This is a genomic window from Streptomyces sp. S186 (assembly GCF_051603415.1).
Taxonomy (GTDB): Bacteria; Actinomycetota; Actinomycetes; order Streptomycetales; family Streptomycetaceae; genus Streptomyces.
Map to the genome: position 1 here is coordinate 5,844,987 of NZ_CP193932.1, position 18,896 is coordinate 5,863,882.

Sequence of the window (18,896 nt, forward strand, 5' to 3'; positions counted from 1 at the left end):
GGCAGTGCCACGTCTGCTCCGAGAACCCGAGGGAGATGGATCAAGTCAGGCCGCGGCGTGGCGTATCGCCCAATCACACGGCACTGCAGAGGATCGCCGGCCGAACGGCAGCCGACGGAATTTCAGCGCGCAGTACGGTCCACCTGGTCAGCGCTGCCGACTGTCTCTCTCTGCGGCCGACCGTGCAGCCTTGTCTCGACCGTGCCGTGGGGCCCCAAGGCTGGCGTCGTCTGGAGGGCGTCGAGCCTGGCGAACTGGCCGCCGTTGGCCGTGCGCTGCTTGAGGAGGAGCCGCGCACCGCCCAGCAGCTGGGTCTAATTCTCGGCGAGCGGTGGCCTGACGCGGATCGCGAGCTGCTGAACCGCGCCTTGCGTGCCGTGATCCCCATGGTGCAAATCCCGCCGCGGGGGCTCTGGGGGCAGTCCGGCCGGCCGACCTACGCCACGGTCGAAGCATGGGTAGGTGGTCCGCTGGCTCCCCGGCCGTCGCTTGCGACCCTGGTGCGCCGCTATCTTGCGGCTTTCGGGCCGGCCACGGTTGCCGACATCCAGGCATGGTGCGGGCTCACCCATCTCCGCGAGGTCGTCGAGGCTGAGAGCCGGGAGTTGGCCAGGTTCACCGATGAGGCGGGAAACGAACTCTTCGACCTGCCTGACGCGCCCCGTCCCGGCCCGGACGTCGACAGCCCTGTACGGTTGCTTGCCGAGTTCGACAACGCCGTGCTGTCCCATGCCGATCGCTCCCGGATCATCAGTAGCGCTGACCAGAAGCGGATCACCACGAAGAACGCCCTTGTGCCTGGGACGGTTCTCGTGGACGGGTTCGTACGGGGTCGATGGCACCTCGAACGGGAACGCAAGCGCTCGGCGCTCGTCATCACGCCGTTCAGGACACTGTCCACCGCTGAGAGAGCGGAGCTGGCGGAGGAAGGCATCGGCCTGCTGCGGTTCGTGGCGCCGGCGACGCACGAGGTGGATGTGATCATCCGTTCCGGCCAAGACACCGGCCAAGACACCGGCCAAGCCAGCGGTGAAGACGACGGACGGGCTGCCGGCTCGTAGGCATGGGCCATGCACGTCTGTCGCCCTCGTCAGCCCGGATTCCGCGTCGTTCTCCATGGAGACGACGTCGCGGCCTTCGCTTGCCGGCACCGTCTCCTGGATGTCGGCCGTCTCCTTCGGCGGGTGCGGTACGGCCAGGGCCGCGGCGAGGTCGAGGACCGGGAAGACCGCCGAGATTTGCCGAGTTGGCCGGCATCGGCCCCGGCTGTCGTGTCCTTGAGGTGGGGGCGGGCACCGGCAAGGCGACCTTGCCGCTCGCCGAACGCGGTTGCCGCGTGGCGGGCGGCAGCGAGGAGTTCTTCGTCGAGGTCCAGGACTGCTACGAGCGTTTCGATCCGGCCACCCCTCCGGGGTTGCGGCTTTCTGTCGCAGCAGACATCGAAACCTCGGATCACACGGATGGGGTCGCACGCAGCGGCCGGTACGGCCCTGTCGTCTTCCGGCGTTATGAGTGGGACCTGACGTACACCACGGCTGAATACCTGGAGGTGCTGCGGACCTACTCCGGCCACCGGGGACTGCCGCCGCGGGCCAGGGAGGGACTGCTGGAGTGCATCGCCGCACTGATCGACAGGCGGTACGGAGGTCGGGTCACCAAGCGGTACCTCACGGAGCTGCGGGTGTCGCGAAGGGGCACTGATCTCCAGTGGTCGGCTTGGTGAAGACGGCCGCCGTCGAGGCCCCGCGCCGGGGGCCGTGACGGACGTGATCGCCGTGTTCCGCAGGGCAAACGCCCGTGAGGAGCGCAAGGAAGGGTCTGCGTGGTGGCGGCGCGGGTGCGCCAGGGGGCGGCCCGTGTGGCGAGCCGCCCCCTGGGATGGTGCCGTCCCCTGGGATGGTGCCGTCAGTCCGCGGTGAGGGGCTGAACGGCCTCGGCCAGGACCTTTCCTCCGTCGGGACCGGTCATCACGACTCGCGGCAGCCAGGGGCCGTTGCGGTCGAAGGCATGGGTGACGGTCGCCTCGTCGGTCTCCTGCTGCATGCCGTCGCCGAAGTACCAGTGGTAGCGGTACCCGGCGGCGGGCGGTGTGCCGTCCACCGTCACCGACAGGGGCACGGCACTGCCGACGTGTGCGCTGTGCGGAGCGTTCAGGCGGGCCCGGGGGCCTTGCCGGGGGAGGTGGAACCACGTGCGCAGACGCGGGTTGAGGAGAAAGTTGTCCGCGTACTGCCGGGCGCCCTGGATGTCGGGGTGACCGACGGCCGCACTCAGGCACTGGAGAGGAGTCGCGCTCAGCTCGGGGCAGGCCCGCGTGCGCAGCGGGAACGCCGGGTCGGTCACCGGGGTGTTCCAGACCTTGGTGTCGCTGGCGAGGACGGCGTTGTCCACGGTGAACAGTCCGTCGGCCGCAACCGCGTAGGGTCCGTCCGTGGATGCCTGGTTGGCGGCGTCCGCCGCCTGGTGGTAGGCGGCATTGGCCAGTTGCGTGTACTGCTCATAGCGCTTGGCCACGCCACCGAGGGCGCCCTTGCAGGAGGTCAGCCAGAACCCGGTGACTCCCGGCGTGGAGCAGTTCCTGACCGGAAGGGGAGAACTGCTGCGGCTCAGCGCGTAGTAGAAGTCGGCCACGAGCACCTTCGGGCGCCCCGGCAGGGAATGAGCCTTCTCGATCGCCGCCTGCATGCCGCGTCCGCCGTATCCGACCTTCGCGCCGCTGAAGTAGGGCACGTCCTTGGCGGGGTTCTTCGCTGCGGCGCCGATGCCGGAGCACTCGCGCTTGACTGCCTTGGGCAGGTCTTCCGAGCCGGGGGTGATGCCGACGCCGATACCGAAGAAGGGGTCGAGGTCGTTGATGCATCCGTTGATCACGACCAGGTCCAGGCCGTAGCCGCCCGCCCTGGCCTGTGCGCCCGCCTTCTCCAACTGGCAGAACACGTCGGGGGTTTGCTGGGTGACCTCGCCGAACTCCATCTCCCCGTCGCCGTCCGGATCCTGCCGCTCCGTCGTGCGCAGACAGTCCGCGTCACGGTTGCCCGCGGGCAGCTCGGGTGCGTCGAGCACCGCACCGGAGATCGAGTAGTCGAAGTGCTGGAAGCCCCGGCCGGTCTGACGGCCGAGTGACTGGGCCGTCAGGTAGGGGAACTTCTGGTCGTGGTCCAGGCCCTGCCCCCACACCACGGAGTCACCGACGGATGCCACCCGCACCGGGTGGCATCCCCGGCGTATCGTGTCCCGCCAGACCTTGCCGTAGTGGCCGGGCGCCTGGCCGTCGGACGAGCCGGCGATGCGGGCGTCGACCTGCAGGGCGGTCTCGGTTTCGGGGACCCGGTCGAAGGGGATGTCGAACGTCGCCGTACCGACAGTGGCGGCCATGGCCAGGCGCCCGCCGGCCAACTGCTTCTCGCCCGCGCGCACCCGCCATTCCACGGTGGCGTTGGCCTTCGCCGCGGCGGGGTCGTAGATCTCCACCCGGCCGTGCACGGCTCCGTCGCACACGGGATTCGGCGTCAGGTCCACGTCGAGGACGAGGGGGAACGCGGATCCCGGCAGGATGCCGGCGTGCGCCACGGCGGGCGTTCCGCCGAGGAGCTGACCGAGAAGCGCGGCGGCCGCGCCGACCCCTGCCACACGCCTCATCGCAGACGAGCGCCGGACCGATCCCGGCATCCTCCGACGGGAATCCGCACCAGCGCCTGCCCGCCTTGGCGAAATCCGCCGCGGCCACGTTAATTTCACGCCAACACCCCAGTTTTCGTGGTCATTTGGTCCGCACGGAGTCCGTTGATTCCGCGCCGGTAGGGATGATGGCAGCCGGGAGACCGGCATGGGCCGCGAGCAGAGCCCCATACCAAGTGAAACTGATCACTTACCTGCAGTTACGGGTCGCTTCGTCAGGGCGTAGATATCGTCCTCGTAGAGCCGGCCGTATAGAGCCTGCCGCCTCGGAGCATGGCCCACAGGGTGGAGACCCGCTTCTCATGCGTCGCGTAGGGGTTGCCAAGTCTGTTGCAGGTCGGCTTCCTGGAGGCAGCGGAAAGAGAACTCCACGTCCCCTCCGTGCCCGCCAGAGAGGACAGCGCGAGGCCCGGATCCACCACCGCCCTCACCTCCTCCGTGATCCCCATGATCGGGCCCGTGATGACAGCAAGCGCGGCACTCTCCGTCGGGCTCCCGTGCAGCACCCAGGTCGCCCCTCCCCCCCCGCACGGAGGCCAGGGTGTAGCGGTCGGGGCCGTGGGCGTTGGCGACATCGAGCGTCTCGCCGACGGTGGCGTCCCTGCGCATGGCACAGGCCGCGCCGATCATGTGGTGCGGGGAGAAATCGTCATCCCTCGCAGGGACGCTGTCACGGTCGACGTGCGGCGTGATCCCATTCACCGCCATCGGATAACTCCATTCAAATGCCCCCCGGGCAACGAAGTTAGCCGCTGCAGATCAATGGACCACCGTCGACTACGTTCCTTTACCTATCTTGTCCAAGGGCAGTGCAGTACGGAGTGCAGCTAGCCGAACGCCGCGGGCGGCGGTGCTGTCGGGCTGCGGGTGGCGTGATATGAGGATCGTCTCGCACCCGCACTCACATCGGTGCGCTGCTGGGCCGCTCTGCGCGGAGCAGGAGGAAGGGCACCGAATCATGTTGCCAGTGTCCGCCGCGCCACACAGATCAGTTACGTTGGCCGCTGCCGCATGGCGAACGGTGCCCACGGTTCGGGTTGGCGCCCCGGCGGTGATGCCGCAGGAACCGCTGACCGATATGTGTCGAGTCATCACATATGTCGTGCATGGGATGTGCACTGTGGTGGCCTGGGGGGGTATTCGCGCAGGTCATGCCGGGTTTCGGCGAAAGCGCTCATTATCCCCGGCGTTCAGGTCGGCTTGTCCGTTGGTCGGCTGACTAGGGCCCTCTGACCAGCGAAGTCGCAGGCCAGAGGGCCTTTCGTTGTCCCGGGGGCAGTGCAGTCACTTGCTGGCTCTTCGAGCCTGTTTCGGGCTGATTCTTGGTCCTGTGGGGCGATTGTGTGGCGGTGGGGGAGCCCCTGACGGGGCGTACGAACGGAGTCACGAGAGGCGGTAGGCGAGCCAGCGTTCTGAAGCGTCGCGCATTGCCTTCGTCCAGGCGTCGCCCCCGAAGCGTTGATCTCGCGCCATAGGTGGACGCTGGCGTGACGAAGACTGTCACGCCGTCTCAGGGGGCCGTCCGCCATGCCGGCAAGGGGGCGACCGCCTCGGCCTGGCTCGGCGCGTGTCCCTCGGTGATCAGGCAGATCACCCAGTACGAGGCGTCAAGCCACGCAGCACCAGGCGTCGCCCAGCCCCAGTCGGCGACGAAGCCCCGGTCGTTCAACAGCATCATGCTGTCGTCCAGCAGCGGCAGGAGCTGCTCGGCGTACGCGGTCTCCTTCGGCGGCATCGGTCCGAAGGCCGCGCCGAGCAGGGCTCGGGTTCCGGTCTCGTGCAGCGCCAGGAGCTTCAGCTTCGGGTAGCCCCCCTGCCCGTAGCGGTGCTTGTGCTTGCCAAGCCAGGCACATACCCGCGGCCGGGCGGGCGCCTCGGCGGAGCTGCATCCGTCGAAGGCAACGGTCCTCGAGCGCCGGTAGCACACACCCGGGGTCCGGGGCCCGGCAACGGGTCCGGCCAGGGCTGTGAACAACTGCTGCAACGGCGCCGCCCCGAGTCGGCGGCGCAGGTCACGCAGGGACTTCTCCGACGGACGCCGTATGGACAACTGTCGAAGGCCAGCGGTGAGTTTGTCTCATAACCGCGCGTATCCCAGGCCAGGGAAGAGCGCCAAAGCCAGGACAAGTACATGCTCACCCGCGACGGCAGATTTCGGGCTCTCGTCTGCACGGTGCGTGTCTGGAACAGAACGTCGTCGACGAGCTCGAAGGGGAACTGCTGGGCCAGTTCCCCAGATGTCCGGGCGTACACGCCCTCGGTGACGGCGACAGCGCACGTGAGCACACTGGTTGGGCAACGGGACTCCTTCGAATCGGAAGACCGTGGTCGGCTTCCTCGCTCTACCAGGAGCCCCATCCCCATATGCGGTACATGCCCCGATTCACCCCTCCCTCTTGGCAACCGCGATGTCACCCTAACTATGTGACCTTGGGGTACTTCCTCGGGGCAGGCACCGTCAGAGCTCTTCAGTGAGCCCCATCTGACCTGCTGTCACCTCTCCCCGTATCTCGGGGGAACCTCACTTCGACGCGAACCATGGGCTGAGGATCTTCTCAAACTCCTCATCAGAGATGGCGATACCGCCCCACCCGAACCCCTGCCATGCTTGAGCCCTCTGGAGAACGCTCAACGGAATCCCGAAGGCTTTTCCGAAAGCCGCAACAAAGGAGATGACGCCAAACCCGTTCTGCAGAAGGTCTCGAGCGAGTTGCGCGGCCTCAATGGCTCCGGCGCCGCGCTCCCGCGCTGACTGCAACTCGGCGACAACAGAGTCCATGTTCCTCATCCCGTTCATCCGGCACCTCGATGATCTGATGCGAGCTAATCTCGTTTCAAGTCAATCATGCCTGCACCGCGGCCAATATCAAAATTTGCCCCAATGTGGCAGCAGGCCGCCCCTGCTGGGACAGCCTGCTGTGGATCACTCAGGTGGGCGGAGGTTCATTGGTCAGCGGAAGACAACCCCAACGTTTGTGTACTCTCCGGGCATGCCGCGCAACTCGACGACTTCAACTTCCTTCGAGAAGCCCGACCGTGTGGACATTTTCCCTGTGAAAGTGGATCGTGCGGCCTCCTCCAGTGACTTTCCGGAACGGATGGCCTCGTTGAAGGAGTTGAGATTGTCGCTCAGCTTGCCACCGTTCTGCCAGTAGGCCTTCACTCCCTTGGCCTTGTCGCCGAAGTGGGCAAGGGCGGACTTGAACATCTCGCCGCCACGCGGAGTGTCCGGGCCGGACGTGATCACAAATTCGACGAGCCCCTCGTCGTTAAGAGTCGCCATGATCCCATTACCGCTCGGTGAGACGTGCGAGTATGGTTCACAAGTGGAATTGTGGACCAGTACCGATGTCGACCCCGCTCGCACGTAGTAGGTGTGAATACCTTCGACGCTGAGGTTGTAGACCTTGTGGTTTCCGGTCCACGCTCGAGTGCTGAGGACCTGCCGCAGCGCGCCATCTGGGGTGCGAAGGCGGTCGCCAACTTTGAGATTCTTGGCGTCCAGCCAACGCTGCTGGTTGTCCACCCAGAATGGATGTCCATCGGTGGCTCGGATCGTTCCGGTAGTATTCCCGGCTTCACCGTCGGCGTCGATGGTGATCTCGATCAGGTGCTTCTGTCCGTCACCGACGATCACGTTGGTGACGGCTCGCGTGTCGGTCTTTCCGGTACTGGGATCAGTAGCCAGAACCTGCTGCCCGATGCGGACGTCCTTGATTTTCTTGCCCAAGCCATCGGCCATCAGTACCGGTGTTTCCGGTGTGAAACTGTTCCGCACGCAGGATGCAGGGGTCCTGCGGAACTTGTCAATGGCCGCTTGGCCCTTGCTGATCAGCTTCTTTGCCGCAGAAGATTCGCGAATGAACTTTCCGAGGCCAGTGACGACACGATAGACGGATTTGGAAATCTCGGGGAACTTCTTGACGGCCTGCAGTGCCTTTCCCCAAGGGAGGGCACCGACGAGTGTCCAGATGCAGCTTTCGACGTTGCCTTCGGTGAAGCACTTCTTGATGTCGTCGAGGCCGAGGAGTTCTTCAAGGATCTTGCCACCGTTTTCCTTGATGAAGTCACTGATTGACTTATCGGCCTTTCGGGCCTCCTCGTACTCCTCAGGCGTCATGCCGGAAGTTCTGAGCGCCTCCTCCTGGAGGGCGTTCAGCTTGGAGCCGCCGCCCTTGCCATCCTGCGCGGCAGCCTCCGCCCGTCGCTTCCGCTCCTGTTCGCGCTCGTATTCCTCGGCCTTCTTTGCTGCCTCGTCCGCTTCCTTGGCGTACTTGTTGGCGTTCTTGGCGGCGGCCTCTGCGGACTTGGCGTGGGATTCGGCGGAGTCGGCCAGCTTGCCGGCGTCGGCGGCGTCCTTCTCTGCCTGGGCTGCCGCGCCCTGGGCGACGCTGGCTTCGTGTTCGGCCTGGTTGGCGGCGCTGTTGGCCGCGGCGGCGTGGCTCTCCGCCTCGGAGGCGGCCTTGCGGGCGCGTGCGGCTTCGGCTTCGGCCTCGTTGGCTGCCTTGCGTGCGGCTGCTGCGTCCGCGGCGGCCTGGTTGGCGGCCTGGCGGGCGAGGCTGGCGTCGCCCTTGGCCTGTGCGTCGGCCTTGTTGGCGGATGCCGCGGCGGTCCGTGCCTTGGCGCCGTCGACGGCGGCTTCGGCTGCGGACTTCATGGCCGCGGCCGCGGAACGTGCGGCGTTGGCCGAGGAGCGTGCGGCGTCGGCGGCGGCCTTGAAGGCCGGGGCGACCTGGGCGCCTGCCCGCTTGGCGGCGGCTTCGGCGGCTTCGGCGGCCTTGACCGCTTCGGCGGCCTTGGCCTCGGCTGCGGTGACCTGCTCCGCGCCGGTCTCCTGGGCGGCCTTGGCGACCTCGGCGGCGAAGTCGGCGTCGACGTCCTTGCCGGCGAAGGGGGCGGTCAGCTCGATGGCGGTGTTGGCCGGATCGGCGATCCCGGCGGCGGTGTTGCGGGCGGCGCCGGACGCCTGGACGGCAATGGTGGACTGGAGCCTGGCCATGGCCGCTTCGCGGGTAGCGCCCTCGGCTTCTTCCTTGGTGCGGTTGGCTGCCTGGAGGGCCTGGTTGGCCTCGACGGCGGCCTGCCCGGCGAGGCGGGATGCCTCGTGCGCGGCGATGCCGGCGCGGGCTTCCTGGGCGGTGGCCTCGGCCGCCTTGGTGTTGGCCTTCAGCGCTGCGGCGTGGGTTGCCTGGTACTCGGCTTCGGCCTTGTTCGCGGCGGCGTTGGCACGCGAGGCGGCGGCTTCGGCCTTGTTGGCGGCGGCGTTGGCTCGTGCGGCGTGTGCGCCGGCCTCGGCCGCCGCGGCCCGGGCACGGGCAGCCGCGCCCGCGGCCTCGGTGGCCGCCGAACGGGCACGTACCGCGGCACCGCTGGCCGTGTCGGCGGCGCTGCGGGCCTGACCGGCCGCCACACCGGCGGCGTTGGCGTCCGCGCGTGCTGCCTGTGCCGCGGCATTGGCCTCGCCCGCGGCAGCGGTGCCGCGGCCCGAAGCGGCCATCGCCTCCGTGGCCTTGGCGCGTGCCTCCTTGGCCTGGTGGTTCTGCTCGGCCTTGAACGCCTCGTTGCGGGCGTTGCGGGCGTTGGTCTCCTCGCCGCGGGCCTTCTCGTCCGCCCTGGCGGCGATGCCTTCCTTCTCGGCGGCGCCGGCCCGTGCCGAGGCAGCCCTGGCCGCCGCCGACTGGGCCTCCGCGCGGGCCGCGGCCGCTGTACGGGCCTCGGCCTCCGCACGTGCCCGTGCCGCGGCGGCGGCGTCGCGTTCGCGTTCGGCGCGGGCGCGGGCCTGGGCGGCCAGGTTGCGCTCGCGTTCGGCAATCGCGCGCTGCTCGGCCGCTATCTTGGCCTGGCGCTGGGCCTCGACGCGGGCTTCGCGGGTCTTCTTGGCGTGTTCCCAGGCTTCCCGCTCGGCCTTCTCGGCGTCGAGGCGGGCCTGCTTGGCGCGGGCCGCCGCGTCGGCCGCGACCTTGGCCTGCTTGTCGGCGGACGCTGCCAGCTCGGCCGCTGCCTTGGCGTGCTCCTCCGCGTTGGCCCGCCACTTCCTGGCCTGCTGCTCGTGCGCTTCGGCGGCGTTCTTGCCGTCCAGCGCCGCGGCGTCGGCGGCGGTGGCGTCGACGGCGTGCTGTGCGGTCCGGGCCGCCTTGGCCGCCGCGTCCGCCGCGGCCGCGATGCCCGAGGCGACCTCGGACCACTGCGTGCCGTGGGTCAGCCCGGTCTCCACCAGGACGTCGGCCTCCACCTTGGCCTGGCCCGCGGCGACCTTGGCCCGCCTGGCCGCCTCGGCGGCGTACCCGACCTGGCGTTCGACCTCGCCCTTGACGTCGTCGTAGGAGGACAGCCGCTTGCCGGCCCGGTCCGCGGAGAGCATCCGGTCGGCCTCACGCGATGCCTGGGCCGCGGACGTCATCGCGTTCGACGCGTCCTTGAGCGCCTTGACGGCATCGCCGTGGAAGCCGATCAGCTTGGTACGGGCCTCCGCCGCGCGCTTGGCCTTCTCGGCCAGCTCACGCAGCTTCTCGGCGGCCTCCTGGGCCTCCTTCTGGGCCTTCTCCTGGGCCGCCCGGTCCTCGGCGTCCTTCTTCGCCGCGATCTGGTAGCCCTTTTCCAGGAACTCCTCGATCGCGTTGTCGGTGCCCGCGTCCAGTGCGGCCTGGGCGGCCCTCTTCACCTCGGGGCCACCGGCGTTGGCCAGCAGCTCCACGCGCTTGCGGAGCTCGGCCGCGCGCTCCTTGGCGTTCTTCTCGTCCTTCTGGTCCTTCTGGCGGGCGATCTCCGCCCCGAAGGCCAGGAAGTCCTCACGGTCCTTGGCCGTCGCCTTCGGCCCCAGCACGCGTTCGACCTCGGCGTTGAACGTCGGCCCGCCGGTGCCGCGCATCGCCTCGATCTTCTTGCGGTTCTCGGCGTCGGCACCGCTCTTCTTGTCCTTGGCGCGCCGGCGGGCGTCGGCCTCGCCGTGCTCCAGGAACTCCCGGATCGCGTTCGGGTCGTCGCTCTCCAGGGCCTTCTTGGCGGCCTCGCGGACCTCGTCCTCCTCGTCGAACTCCGCGAAGTCCTCGACGAGTTGACGGTCGCGCTCCGCGCTGAGCCGGTCCAGCTCCGAGCGCGGCGCGGCGGCCGGTGTGGCGGACGTCTTCGGGAGCGAGGCGGCCAGCCGGTCCAGGGTCGCCATCGCCTGGGTGAAGTCGGCCTTGCTCTCGGCGCGCTGCAGGTGCTCTGCGGTCGCGGCCGTTGCCTGGCTCGTCATACCGCCGAGCAGCGCCACAACCACCGTCGTGGTCACCGTCTTGCGCGCTATTCCGGCGAGACCGCCGCCGCGTGGTCTTCCGGCTCTCGGCCGGAATCTATCCATCACGGAAAGAAACCCCCAATAGGGATGAGTTGGATATACAGAAAAATCCCCTGCCCTGTATGTGCGAGCAGGGCAGGGGGCTTCAGCCGACGCGCATGGCCGCGCGCCGGCTGAACGACTGGGAAGGTCAGCCCTTGACGCGGCTCTCGGCGGCCTGGGCGCGGTCGTACATGTCCCGCCAGAACCGGGCGGTCCCGACCGCTTGCTCCTGTTCCTTGGCCCAGGTGTCACCGGTGGACTCGGCCGGATCGGCGATGCTCTTCCAGATCCCGTCCGCGGCTTGCCTGGCGAGCTCGGCGACGTGCTTCCAGTTCTCCGCCTGGGTCTTGGCCGCTGCCTGCTCGGCCAGCCATGCCTTCTGCGCGGCGCCCGCATGCTCGGCAACCGCCTGCCAGGCACGTTCGGCCTCGGCCCTGGCCTTTGCCGCGTCGACCGCGCCGTTCACCGCGGCCTCGGCCTCCTCCGCCTGCTTGATCAGACGGGACAGGGTGTTGTGCCGCACCCGCTCCGCGTCCGCGGTCCGCAGTCGGTAGCTCTCCAGGTCCAGGGTCGCGCCGTTCCCCCAGCCGTAGCCGAAGAACTCCGCGATGTCCGCGTCGGTCGCGCCGGGCCGCAGCGCCCATTGGGCTGCCACCCGTACCTGCTCGCCCGGGTCGGTCTCGGCGACCGAGCGGACGAACTCACGGTCCCTGAGGCCGACTTCCAGCCTTCGCTGGTCGTCCGCCTCGCGGGCGGCCCGGTCACGCCGCAGCGCCTCGGCGTACCCGGTCCGCACGAACGCCGCCCGGTCCGCGTCCGTGCCCTTCAGCGCACGGGCGGCCGCGGCGCGTGCCGCCGGGGAGAACTCGGCGGTGTGGGTCTGGACGACCCGTTCGCAGAACGCCTTGTTCCGGAGCCGGGTGTCCCGCAGCCGCTGCTTGGCGTAGTCGTAGCCGCCGCCGGGCGCCAGCCACTCCGCGATCGCCTCGTCCCCGCGGGAGTTGCGCAGCGCGTTCCACGCCGAGGTACGGATCTCGGCGGGCATACCCGACATCGCCAGCCGGTGGACGTAGTTGCGCGCTTCTTCGGCCGCCGCGGCCTTGGCGGACCCGGCCCGGTCCGCCGACTGGTCGGCCTGGGCGACGGCGGACACCGGGGCGTCGGCCCAGGCGGGTGTCACCGCCGTGACGGCGGCCCCACCGGCCAGCAGGCCCGCCACCACTGCCTGGGCGACCCACAACTTACGGCTCACTGTTGGCCTTTCGAGCTCGGAGGATTCCATGGCGCTGATCGAGAGGTCACTTGACCGGCAGAACCCGCCACAGCTGCGCCTCGGTCTGGTTGCAGTACCACTGCTGGGCCTTGACGCCGTCGTCCTTCTTGCCGTGGTCGATGTCCAGGCAGCGATCCGGGGTGTGCATGGGGCGCAGCTGGTAGAGCTTGTTGACGGGGTCGACGAGTACCATCCGCCAGCGCAGCTGGGCGCCACCGCCGCTGCAGCTCCACTGCTGGACACGGGCACCGGCCTTGGTGCCGCTGTTCTCCACCTCCAGGCACTTGCCGCTGTACTCGTTCCGCAGCACGTAGGAGGAGTCGACGGTGGGGATGGCGCGCCACTGCTGTGCCTGGCCTTCGTTGCACGTCCACTGCAGGGCGGCCGCGCCGTCGTCCTTGCTTGCGGAGTCGATGCCGAGGCACTTGCCGCTGCTCGCGACCTGGAGTCGGACGGTGTCGCCCTTGTCCGAGGCGGCGTCCTTGGCGGTCCGGGCCCTGTTGGCGGCCTCGCGGGCGGCCTCGGCTGCCTTGTTGGCGGCGTCCGCGGCGGAGTCCTTGGCGGCGGCCTTGGACGCCGCCTCGCGGGCGGCCTTGGCAGCAGCCTTGGCGGAGTCGTCCCCGCTCGCGTGGGCGGTGGTTGCGCCGGCGGTCAGTGCGGCGACGCTGCAGGCGATGGCCAGGGCGGCTCGGATGGTCCGAGACATCTGGAAGTCCGTTTCTTCTCGATGGGTGGGGAACCCGACGGGGTGGGGCGCGGGGTGGGACCCGGCGGCGCCGAGCCGGTCAGGGGTGGCGACCGGCTCGGCGGCCGCGGGCGGGGTCAGACCTTGGCGGGCTTGAGGTGCCAGCGCTGCGCGTCGGAGCCGTTGCAGTACCAGCTCTGCGCGTTGGCGCCTTCCTGGAGACTGGCGCTCTTGATGTCCAGGCAGCGCAGGTCCGTGTGCATGGGCCGCAGCTCGTAGAGCTCCTTGGCGATGTCGACCATCACCAGGCGCCAGCGCATCTGGTTGTTGCCGGTGCACCACCACTGCTGGACGTTGGCGCCGGCCTGGGTGCCGCTGTTCTCCACCTCAAGGCACTTGCCGCTGTGCTTGGCCCGCACCTCGAAGGTCGCCGAACCGGTGGAGACCAGCTCGAAGAGCTGACCGTCCGCCCCGTCGGCGCACTTCGACTGCACCGCGTTGGCGCCGTTGCGGAAGCTGCCGTCGGCGATGGTCAGACACTGGCCGCTGTGGGCCGCCTGGAGCTGGACGACGGTCGGCGAGACGGCGGCGGCGCGGGGCTCGGCCCCGTCCGCGTGTGCCGTGGTGACGCTGCCGGCCAGCGCTGCGACGCCGGCGCCGATGGCCAGCGCGACTCGGGTGATCCGGGACATGGGGGTGTTCCGTCCTTCTTGCTTCGTGCTTCGTGAGGACTTGCTCGGTCGGGAGGGGCGTGGATGCGCCGGGAGAGGGGGCGTCAGCGCGCGAGCGGCGTGGAGATCTTCCAGGTGGCGTCCTGGGCGAAGTCCTTCTCGGCCTCGTAGCGCTGCTTGCCGCCCTTGTCGGCCGCGTAGAGATCGCCCTGGAACTGCCGCAGCCAGCGCCCCTGCTGGTTCGCCGACTCGAAGGACGTGCCGGAGCCGGCCAGGCCCTTGCGGGCGCACCAGGTGGCGTCCTTGCGGAACGCCCCGCTCTTGTCGTCGGCGCCCAGCCGGACCCGGCGGTCCTTCTGCGCCAGGTAGTAGCCGGGCTTGCGGGCCGACTCGAAGGAGTAGCAACCGGACTGGCCGGTGAGGGCGGGCACGATGATCCAGGTGGCGTCCTCGCGGGCGGTCTGCTTGTCCTTGCCGTTGACAGGGGCGAGGAAGGTCTCTCCCTTGTCCGCGTCGGACTGGCGGACGTACCAGCCGGCGAGTTGGGCACCGCTCGCCTGGAAGGACTGCCGCAGTGCGCGGTACTGGCCCTCCATGAGGAACCGCGCGACGTCCTGGTCGCTGCCGGCCAGCGCTTTCTTCGCCGTGGCGACCAGATGGGGGTGGACCCCGGTCTTCTCGGCGCGGGTCTGGATCTGCAGCGCCAGCCTGCGGTCCGCGTCGGCCCGCTTCTTGCGGAGGTTCTCGGCGTCGAGGTTGTTGGCCTGCATGGCGCCGGCGTGCAGGAACGCCTTCCAGTCCGCCGGGTTGGAGCTGAGCACGGCCCGCTGGGCCGCGGCGTAGAGCTCGGTGTGCCGGCCGTCGGCGGGGGTGCGACGCAGCAGTTCGCGGATGAAGTTGTCGTCGCTGAGCTCGTAGACGGAATCGGAGAACGAGAGGTCGAAGCGCGTCTCGAACAGCGTCGCGGTGCCCTTGCGGTCCTTGAGTTCCTCGCTGCGCTTGAGCTCCTGTGCCTCCTTCTCCGCCTTCTCCTTGAGCTCGTTGGCCACGTCCCGGTCGCGCGCCTCACGCGCACCGGTGGCGATGAACTCCTGCCAGGAGGCGGCGTCACCGGCCAACGCGCGGGCAGCCGCGTCCCGGACCTCCGGTCCGGAGGCCGCGTCCTTCATGACGGCGCGGATGAAGTTGTCGTCACTGAGCCCCAGCAGTTCCGGGGTGACCGATATACCGATCTTGATCAGGACCTGCTGCTTGGCGGTCCGCGCCGCCCGGTCCGCAGCGGCGTGGTCCTTCTCCCGCTGCTTGTCGACCTCGTACGCCTCGTGGATGCCGGTGGTGATGAACCGCACCTGGTCCTCGGCCGAGGTGCCGACCATCATGACCTCTTCGGCGGCCGTACGCACCGCTTGCAGGGACTCGCCGGCGTCCCTGGCCTTCTGCCACAGCGCGTGGATGAAGTCGCCATCGCTCAACAGCATCACGTCGGGGCTCGGGTCGAGGTGGACCACGGCCGCGGCATCCACCCGCTGCTTGTCGTTGGTCCCGATCCCCGCTGCCCTGGCCACCGAGTCCGTCGGCGCGGCGAAGGAAACCGGTGCGGCCACGCCGGTGACCGCCGCGAGCGCGGTGGCGGTCACGATCCCCCGCTTGACGGCCCGCCGCATTCCCGCGTTGTTGGTACGGCTCTTTTCCATTCTGTGTTCAGTAACCCTTCCAGCGTCTCGTGGGCGCGGCCCGGAGTGTGCGGGCAGGCGGAAACGCAACTCGGAGATTTCGATTGCCGTCGGTCGACGGATAGAGGGGAGGGAGCGGCGGTCTTTTCCCGCTCGTCCCGCACAAGGTCCTTTGTGGGCCCGGGTGTGCGGCGAGGCCGGGAATACCGAAGCCGGCCCGGGCCCCCGGGTCTGATCGCGGCGCCCAGGACCGTCCCCTCGGGGACGGTTTGCCTTCCAGGGCATGCGATTCAGCCCCTGTGGTGCTTTTGCCGGCGCGTCGGCTCGCTCGTGAAACGGGGAAACCAACGTGTCGGTGACCGGTGGCTTCCGGCGCATCCGCCGGAGCGGTGTGGCTCTTTGCCGGCGCCTTGCGTGGTGTTTCTCTTGCCCGTTACTCCTCGCCCCCACGGAAGCGGGACATGGTGCGGAACCGGCCCGATCGTTCCTGGTCTGAGCCCGGAGCAGGGGGCGCTGGCGCAGCCTCCGTGATCATGACTGGTCGAATCCCCCGCTGAGCGTCGCCCGTTGACGGCGGGCAGTGTCCGTAAATGTCTGGTTAAGTAAGTACCAGGTCTGGACCAAGAGATTCAATGCCGCGCGTTGACGTGAAAGGGCTGCCCATCTCTCCGAAAGCGCCCTTCTGGCCTGTCGCCGCAGGGGTCGGGGTGAACTGACGCCCAGTCAAAAAAAGTTCCACTCTTTATCAAATCTTGATCAGAATGGGGTGACATGTCGCCCGTGTAACTGCATGGCGGCGGGGGCGCCGGGCCGCTGGCGCAGCCCGACCCCCGGCGTCCACGGCGAGGGGTGTTGTGGCGTCAGAACATCAGCCGGTACGTGTCGTAGTTCCAGCCGATCTTGACGGGCTTGTCGTACGCGCCCGCGGCACTGCCGTTGCCCTTGTACAGCATCAGGTCGCCGCTGGGGGTACGGGCCAGCAGGTCGGCGTTGCCGTCGCCGTCCACGTCGCCGGTGGAGAGCAGGCGGTCGTACATGTTCCAGCCGCCGCCGATCTTCTCGCGCGGCTCGAAGGGGGCCCGCCAGTTTCCGGTGCCCTTGTAGAGCCACAGGATCCCCGCCTTGTCGCGGGCGACGATGTCGGCCTTGCCGTCGCCGGTGAGGTCGCCCTGGCCGGCTATCTGGGTGTACTGGTCCCAGCCGCCACCGATCTTGACCCGGTCGGTCAGCTTGCCGTCGGAGTAGGCGAGGTAGACGTACATCACGCCCGCCTTGTCGACGGCCATGATGTCGGGCTCCGTCCCACCGCCGAGGTCGCCGGGGGAGAGGGCCTTGTCATAGATGTTCCAGCCCCCGCCGACCAGAACGGTCCCGGTCTCGAACTCGTTCTTCGGGGCCGTGAAGCGCAGCTTGCCGTCGGTGTCCCAGGTGTAGAGCCCGTCGGCGAAACCGTCCTTGTCGCGGTCGACGTTCTGTGCGGCCTTGAAGACGTCCCAGCCGGGCCCCACGAGGGTGCGCGGCTCGAAGCCGTTGCCGTTCGGCAGCTGCTGGTAGAGGTTGCCGCCCTTCGATATGCCCGAGAGGTGGAAGGACGGGACGCTCACCGCTCCCGGGGCGGCGAGCGCGGATGCGGCCATGCGGCTCTCGGGGGCGTTCGGGGCCTTGCCCTCGGCGGACCAGGGAACGGTCAGCTTCAGCGCCTCGGGCCGGACGTTCTGCAAAGGCGCCGGAACGGGGTCGGGGCTGTCGGCGACTGCAGTTCCCTCGGTCGCCGCACCGAGCAGGCCGGCTGCGAGCCCCGCGACGGCGATCTTGGTGAGTGCGCGACCGCGCTTACGGCCGGGACGGAAACCCACGTACTTCTCCAGTTAGTTGGACATTCGTTGCATCACGCCCTATAAGGCGGGATGACCTATTATTAACTCAGTCTTTACAGAAGAAAATGACATGTCAACCGAACTGTCGGCCCGTCAAGGCTCGCGCCGCCGACGTTGCCTTGAAGTGATGCCTTGGGATCCTGCGGCGAGGCTCACCTTCGTTCGCTCGCGAGGTCCCGCCAACCTGCCGTTATTTCCCGGGCGTTGCCAACTGGTGGACCCCGGATCCTTCGCCTTGCCGGTCACGGTCGCTGGCGGTGTGCAGGCAGGCTCGGCAGGAGCTTCCGCTCGCGGAGAAACCCTCGCCCAACGCCCTTTACCAGCTGAAATGGTACTATCAGTGGCATACAAGGAGTGGCGGCGCGCCTGAGTCGTATCCGATGTACCGGGCGAACGTGCTTTTCCGGCGGATCGATACCCCTGGCCACTGTGCAGTTGCCGCACCGACCCTGGGCGTTGCAGGGCACGGAAGTACGGAAGGTTGGCGGCGAGCGATGGGGTTGCGGTCCGTACGCAGGTCCGGCCGGAGGCGGGTGACCTCGTCCGGCACTCCACGGCGCGTCGCCGCTCGGCCGGCCCCCGGCCAACTCCCCGCCGGCCCAGCCCTCGCCGCGGCTCTGCCTGCCGCCGGGCGCTGGCTGCTGCGGGGCAAGGACGACCGGCTCACCGCCTACGCCCTGGCCCCCGGCGCCGTGCTCCGCTGGACCGAGGCCCGTCCCGGCGGCCCTGAATGGAGTGGCCCGGACGTCTTCCCCCTTCCTGGCGCGGACCATCTCGCCGTCGCCCAAGGGGCCGACGGCTACGCGCACTTGGTGGCGCGATGCAGCCGGCCGGGTCCCGAGGGCGACGCGGAGGTGGACCTTGCACACGCCACCCAGTTCCAGTCGGGGCGCCCCCTCGTCGCCTGGCGTCGTGTGGGCAACCCGCACGAGGAGCCGGAGCTTGCCGCGCAACTCGGCGTCCCCACGGCCGCCGTGGGCGCCGACGGGGCGCTGCACGTGTTCGTCCGCAACGCCGGGGGAGGGGTGTTCGCACGGCGGCAGACCGCGACGGGTGAGTGGGCGCAGTGGGAGGACATCCGCGGCTGGCGGGTGCTGGGCGCGATGGCCGCGGTCGCCACGGGCGCCGGACGGGTCGAGCTGCTGGCGCCGGCCGAGACCTCGGTGCTGCGCTGGTACCAGCCCGCGCCGCGCGGCGCGTTCGAGCGGGCCGAGGACGTTCCGGCCGTGCCGCGCGAGGGCTCCGCGGTCGCCCTGGAGACCGGCCCGGACCGGCTCACGTACTACTGGAGCGACACCGAGGGCGGGGGGATCGTCGCCCATCGCCCGGGGGAGGGGACGCTCGCGCTCGGCGGCACGCCCGGCGGCGGGCCGCTCTCCGCGACCCGCTCCGAGGTCGACGGCCACGACTGCACGGTCCTGGCCTACCGCGGCGCGGACGGCCGCCCGGCGCTGGGTGCCTGCGTGACCGGCGCCGAGGCGGGCGGTGTGTGGTGGACGGCGACGGGCGAGGGGTGCGCGGGCCACCCCGCCCTGGCGGTGGACGCGTTCGGCCGCCTGGTGCTCGCGGCCCTCGGCACCGACGGCACACTCCGAGTGACCCGGCAACGTCCGGAACGGGGCCTGGCGTTGGAGGCGTGGCAGCGGGTGTAGGCCGTGTGCCGGTGCGTGCCGCTTGTGCCGTGATGACGCGCGACAGCCGTGGCCGGGGCCCGTCCG

At 69.3% G+C, this 18,896-nt stretch carries 10 protein-coding genes and 2 pseudogenes; 3 read left to right on the forward strand and 9 right to left on the reverse strand.

Going from position 1 to position 18,896, the window contains the following annotated elements:
* Nucleotides 1-35: 35 nt before the first annotated feature.
* Both ACRAS8_RS25175 and ACRAS8_RS25180 read left to right on the forward strand, forming a co-directional pair.
* Nucleotides 36-1,061, forward strand: a complete 1,026-nt coding sequence (locus ACRAS8_RS25175; RefSeq protein ID WP_438488266.1) for a winged helix DNA-binding domain-containing protein — start codon at nucleotides 36-38, stop codon at nucleotides 1,059-1,061.
* A 158-nt stretch (nucleotides 1,062-1,219) separates the two neighbouring features.
* Nucleotides 1,220-1,723, forward strand: a pseudogene (locus ACRAS8_RS25180) (class I SAM-dependent methyltransferase); the annotation flags it as partial.
* A 182-nt stretch (nucleotides 1,724-1,905) separates the two neighbouring features.
* Here ACRAS8_RS25180 and ACRAS8_RS25185 read toward each other — a convergent pair.
* The 9 genes and pseudogenes from ACRAS8_RS25185 to ACRAS8_RS25225 all read right to left on the reverse strand — a co-directional run bounded on the left by ACRAS8_RS25185 (nucleotide 1,906) and on the right by ACRAS8_RS25225 (nucleotide 17,157).
* Complete coding sequence (locus ACRAS8_RS25185; protein ID WP_438488267.1) at nucleotides 1,906-3,639, reverse strand: PKD domain-containing protein; 1,734 nt, start codon at nucleotides 3,637-3,639, stop codon at nucleotides 1,906-1,908.
* 1,681 nt (nucleotides 3,640-5,320) lie between these two features.
* Nucleotides 5,321-6,036: pseudogene (locus ACRAS8_RS25190) on the reverse strand (transposase domain-containing protein); the annotation flags it as partial.
* Between the two features lie 163 nt (nucleotides 6,037-6,199).
* Nucleotides 6,200-6,475 carry a hypothetical protein gene (locus tag ACRAS8_RS25195; protein WP_438488268.1) on the reverse strand — a complete coding sequence of 92 codons (276 nt, stop codon included), beginning with the start codon at nucleotides 6,473-6,475 and terminating at the stop codon, nucleotides 6,200-6,202.
* A gap of 153 nt (nucleotides 6,476-6,628) precedes the next feature.
* Nucleotides 6,629-10,951 (reverse strand): polymorphic toxin-type HINT domain-containing protein, encoded by a 4,323-nt coding sequence (locus tag ACRAS8_RS25200; RefSeq protein WP_438488269.1) that lies wholly within the window; start codon nucleotides 10,949-10,951, stop codon nucleotides 6,629-6,631.
* A 196-nt stretch (nucleotides 10,952-11,147) separates the two neighbouring features.
* Nucleotides 11,148-12,251 (reverse strand): hypothetical protein, encoded by a 1,104-nt coding sequence (locus ACRAS8_RS25205; protein ID WP_438488270.1) that lies wholly within the window; start codon nucleotides 12,249-12,251, stop codon nucleotides 11,148-11,150.
* Nucleotides 12,252-12,297: 46 nt separating this feature from the next.
* Nucleotides 12,298-12,978, reverse strand: a complete 681-nt coding sequence (locus ACRAS8_RS25210; RefSeq protein WP_438488271.1) for an RICIN domain-containing protein — start codon at nucleotides 12,976-12,978, stop codon at nucleotides 12,298-12,300.
* Between the two features lie 116 nt (nucleotides 12,979-13,094).
* Nucleotides 13,095-13,649, reverse strand: coding sequence for an RICIN domain-containing protein (locus ACRAS8_RS25215; RefSeq protein WP_438488272.1), 555 nt, complete (start codon nucleotides 13,647-13,649; stop codon nucleotides 13,095-13,097).
* An 83-nt stretch (nucleotides 13,650-13,732) separates the two neighbouring features.
* Nucleotides 13,733-15,322, reverse strand: coding sequence for an AbfB domain-containing protein (locus ACRAS8_RS25220; protein WP_438488273.1), 1,590 nt, complete (start codon nucleotides 15,320-15,322; stop codon nucleotides 13,733-13,735).
* A gap of 839 nt (nucleotides 15,323-16,161) precedes the next feature.
* Entirely contained in the window at nucleotides 16,162-17,157 is a 996-nt protein-coding gene (locus tag ACRAS8_RS25225) for an FG-GAP repeat domain-containing protein (RefSeq protein ID WP_438488274.1), read from the reverse strand.
* 554 nt (nucleotides 17,158-17,711) lie between these two features.
* Here ACRAS8_RS25225 and ACRAS8_RS25230 point away from each other — a divergent pair.
* Complete coding sequence (locus ACRAS8_RS25230; protein WP_438488275.1) at nucleotides 17,712-18,830, forward strand: hypothetical protein; 1,119 nt, start codon at nucleotides 17,712-17,714, stop codon at nucleotides 18,828-18,830.
* Nucleotides 18,831-18,896 lie beyond the last annotated feature (66 nt).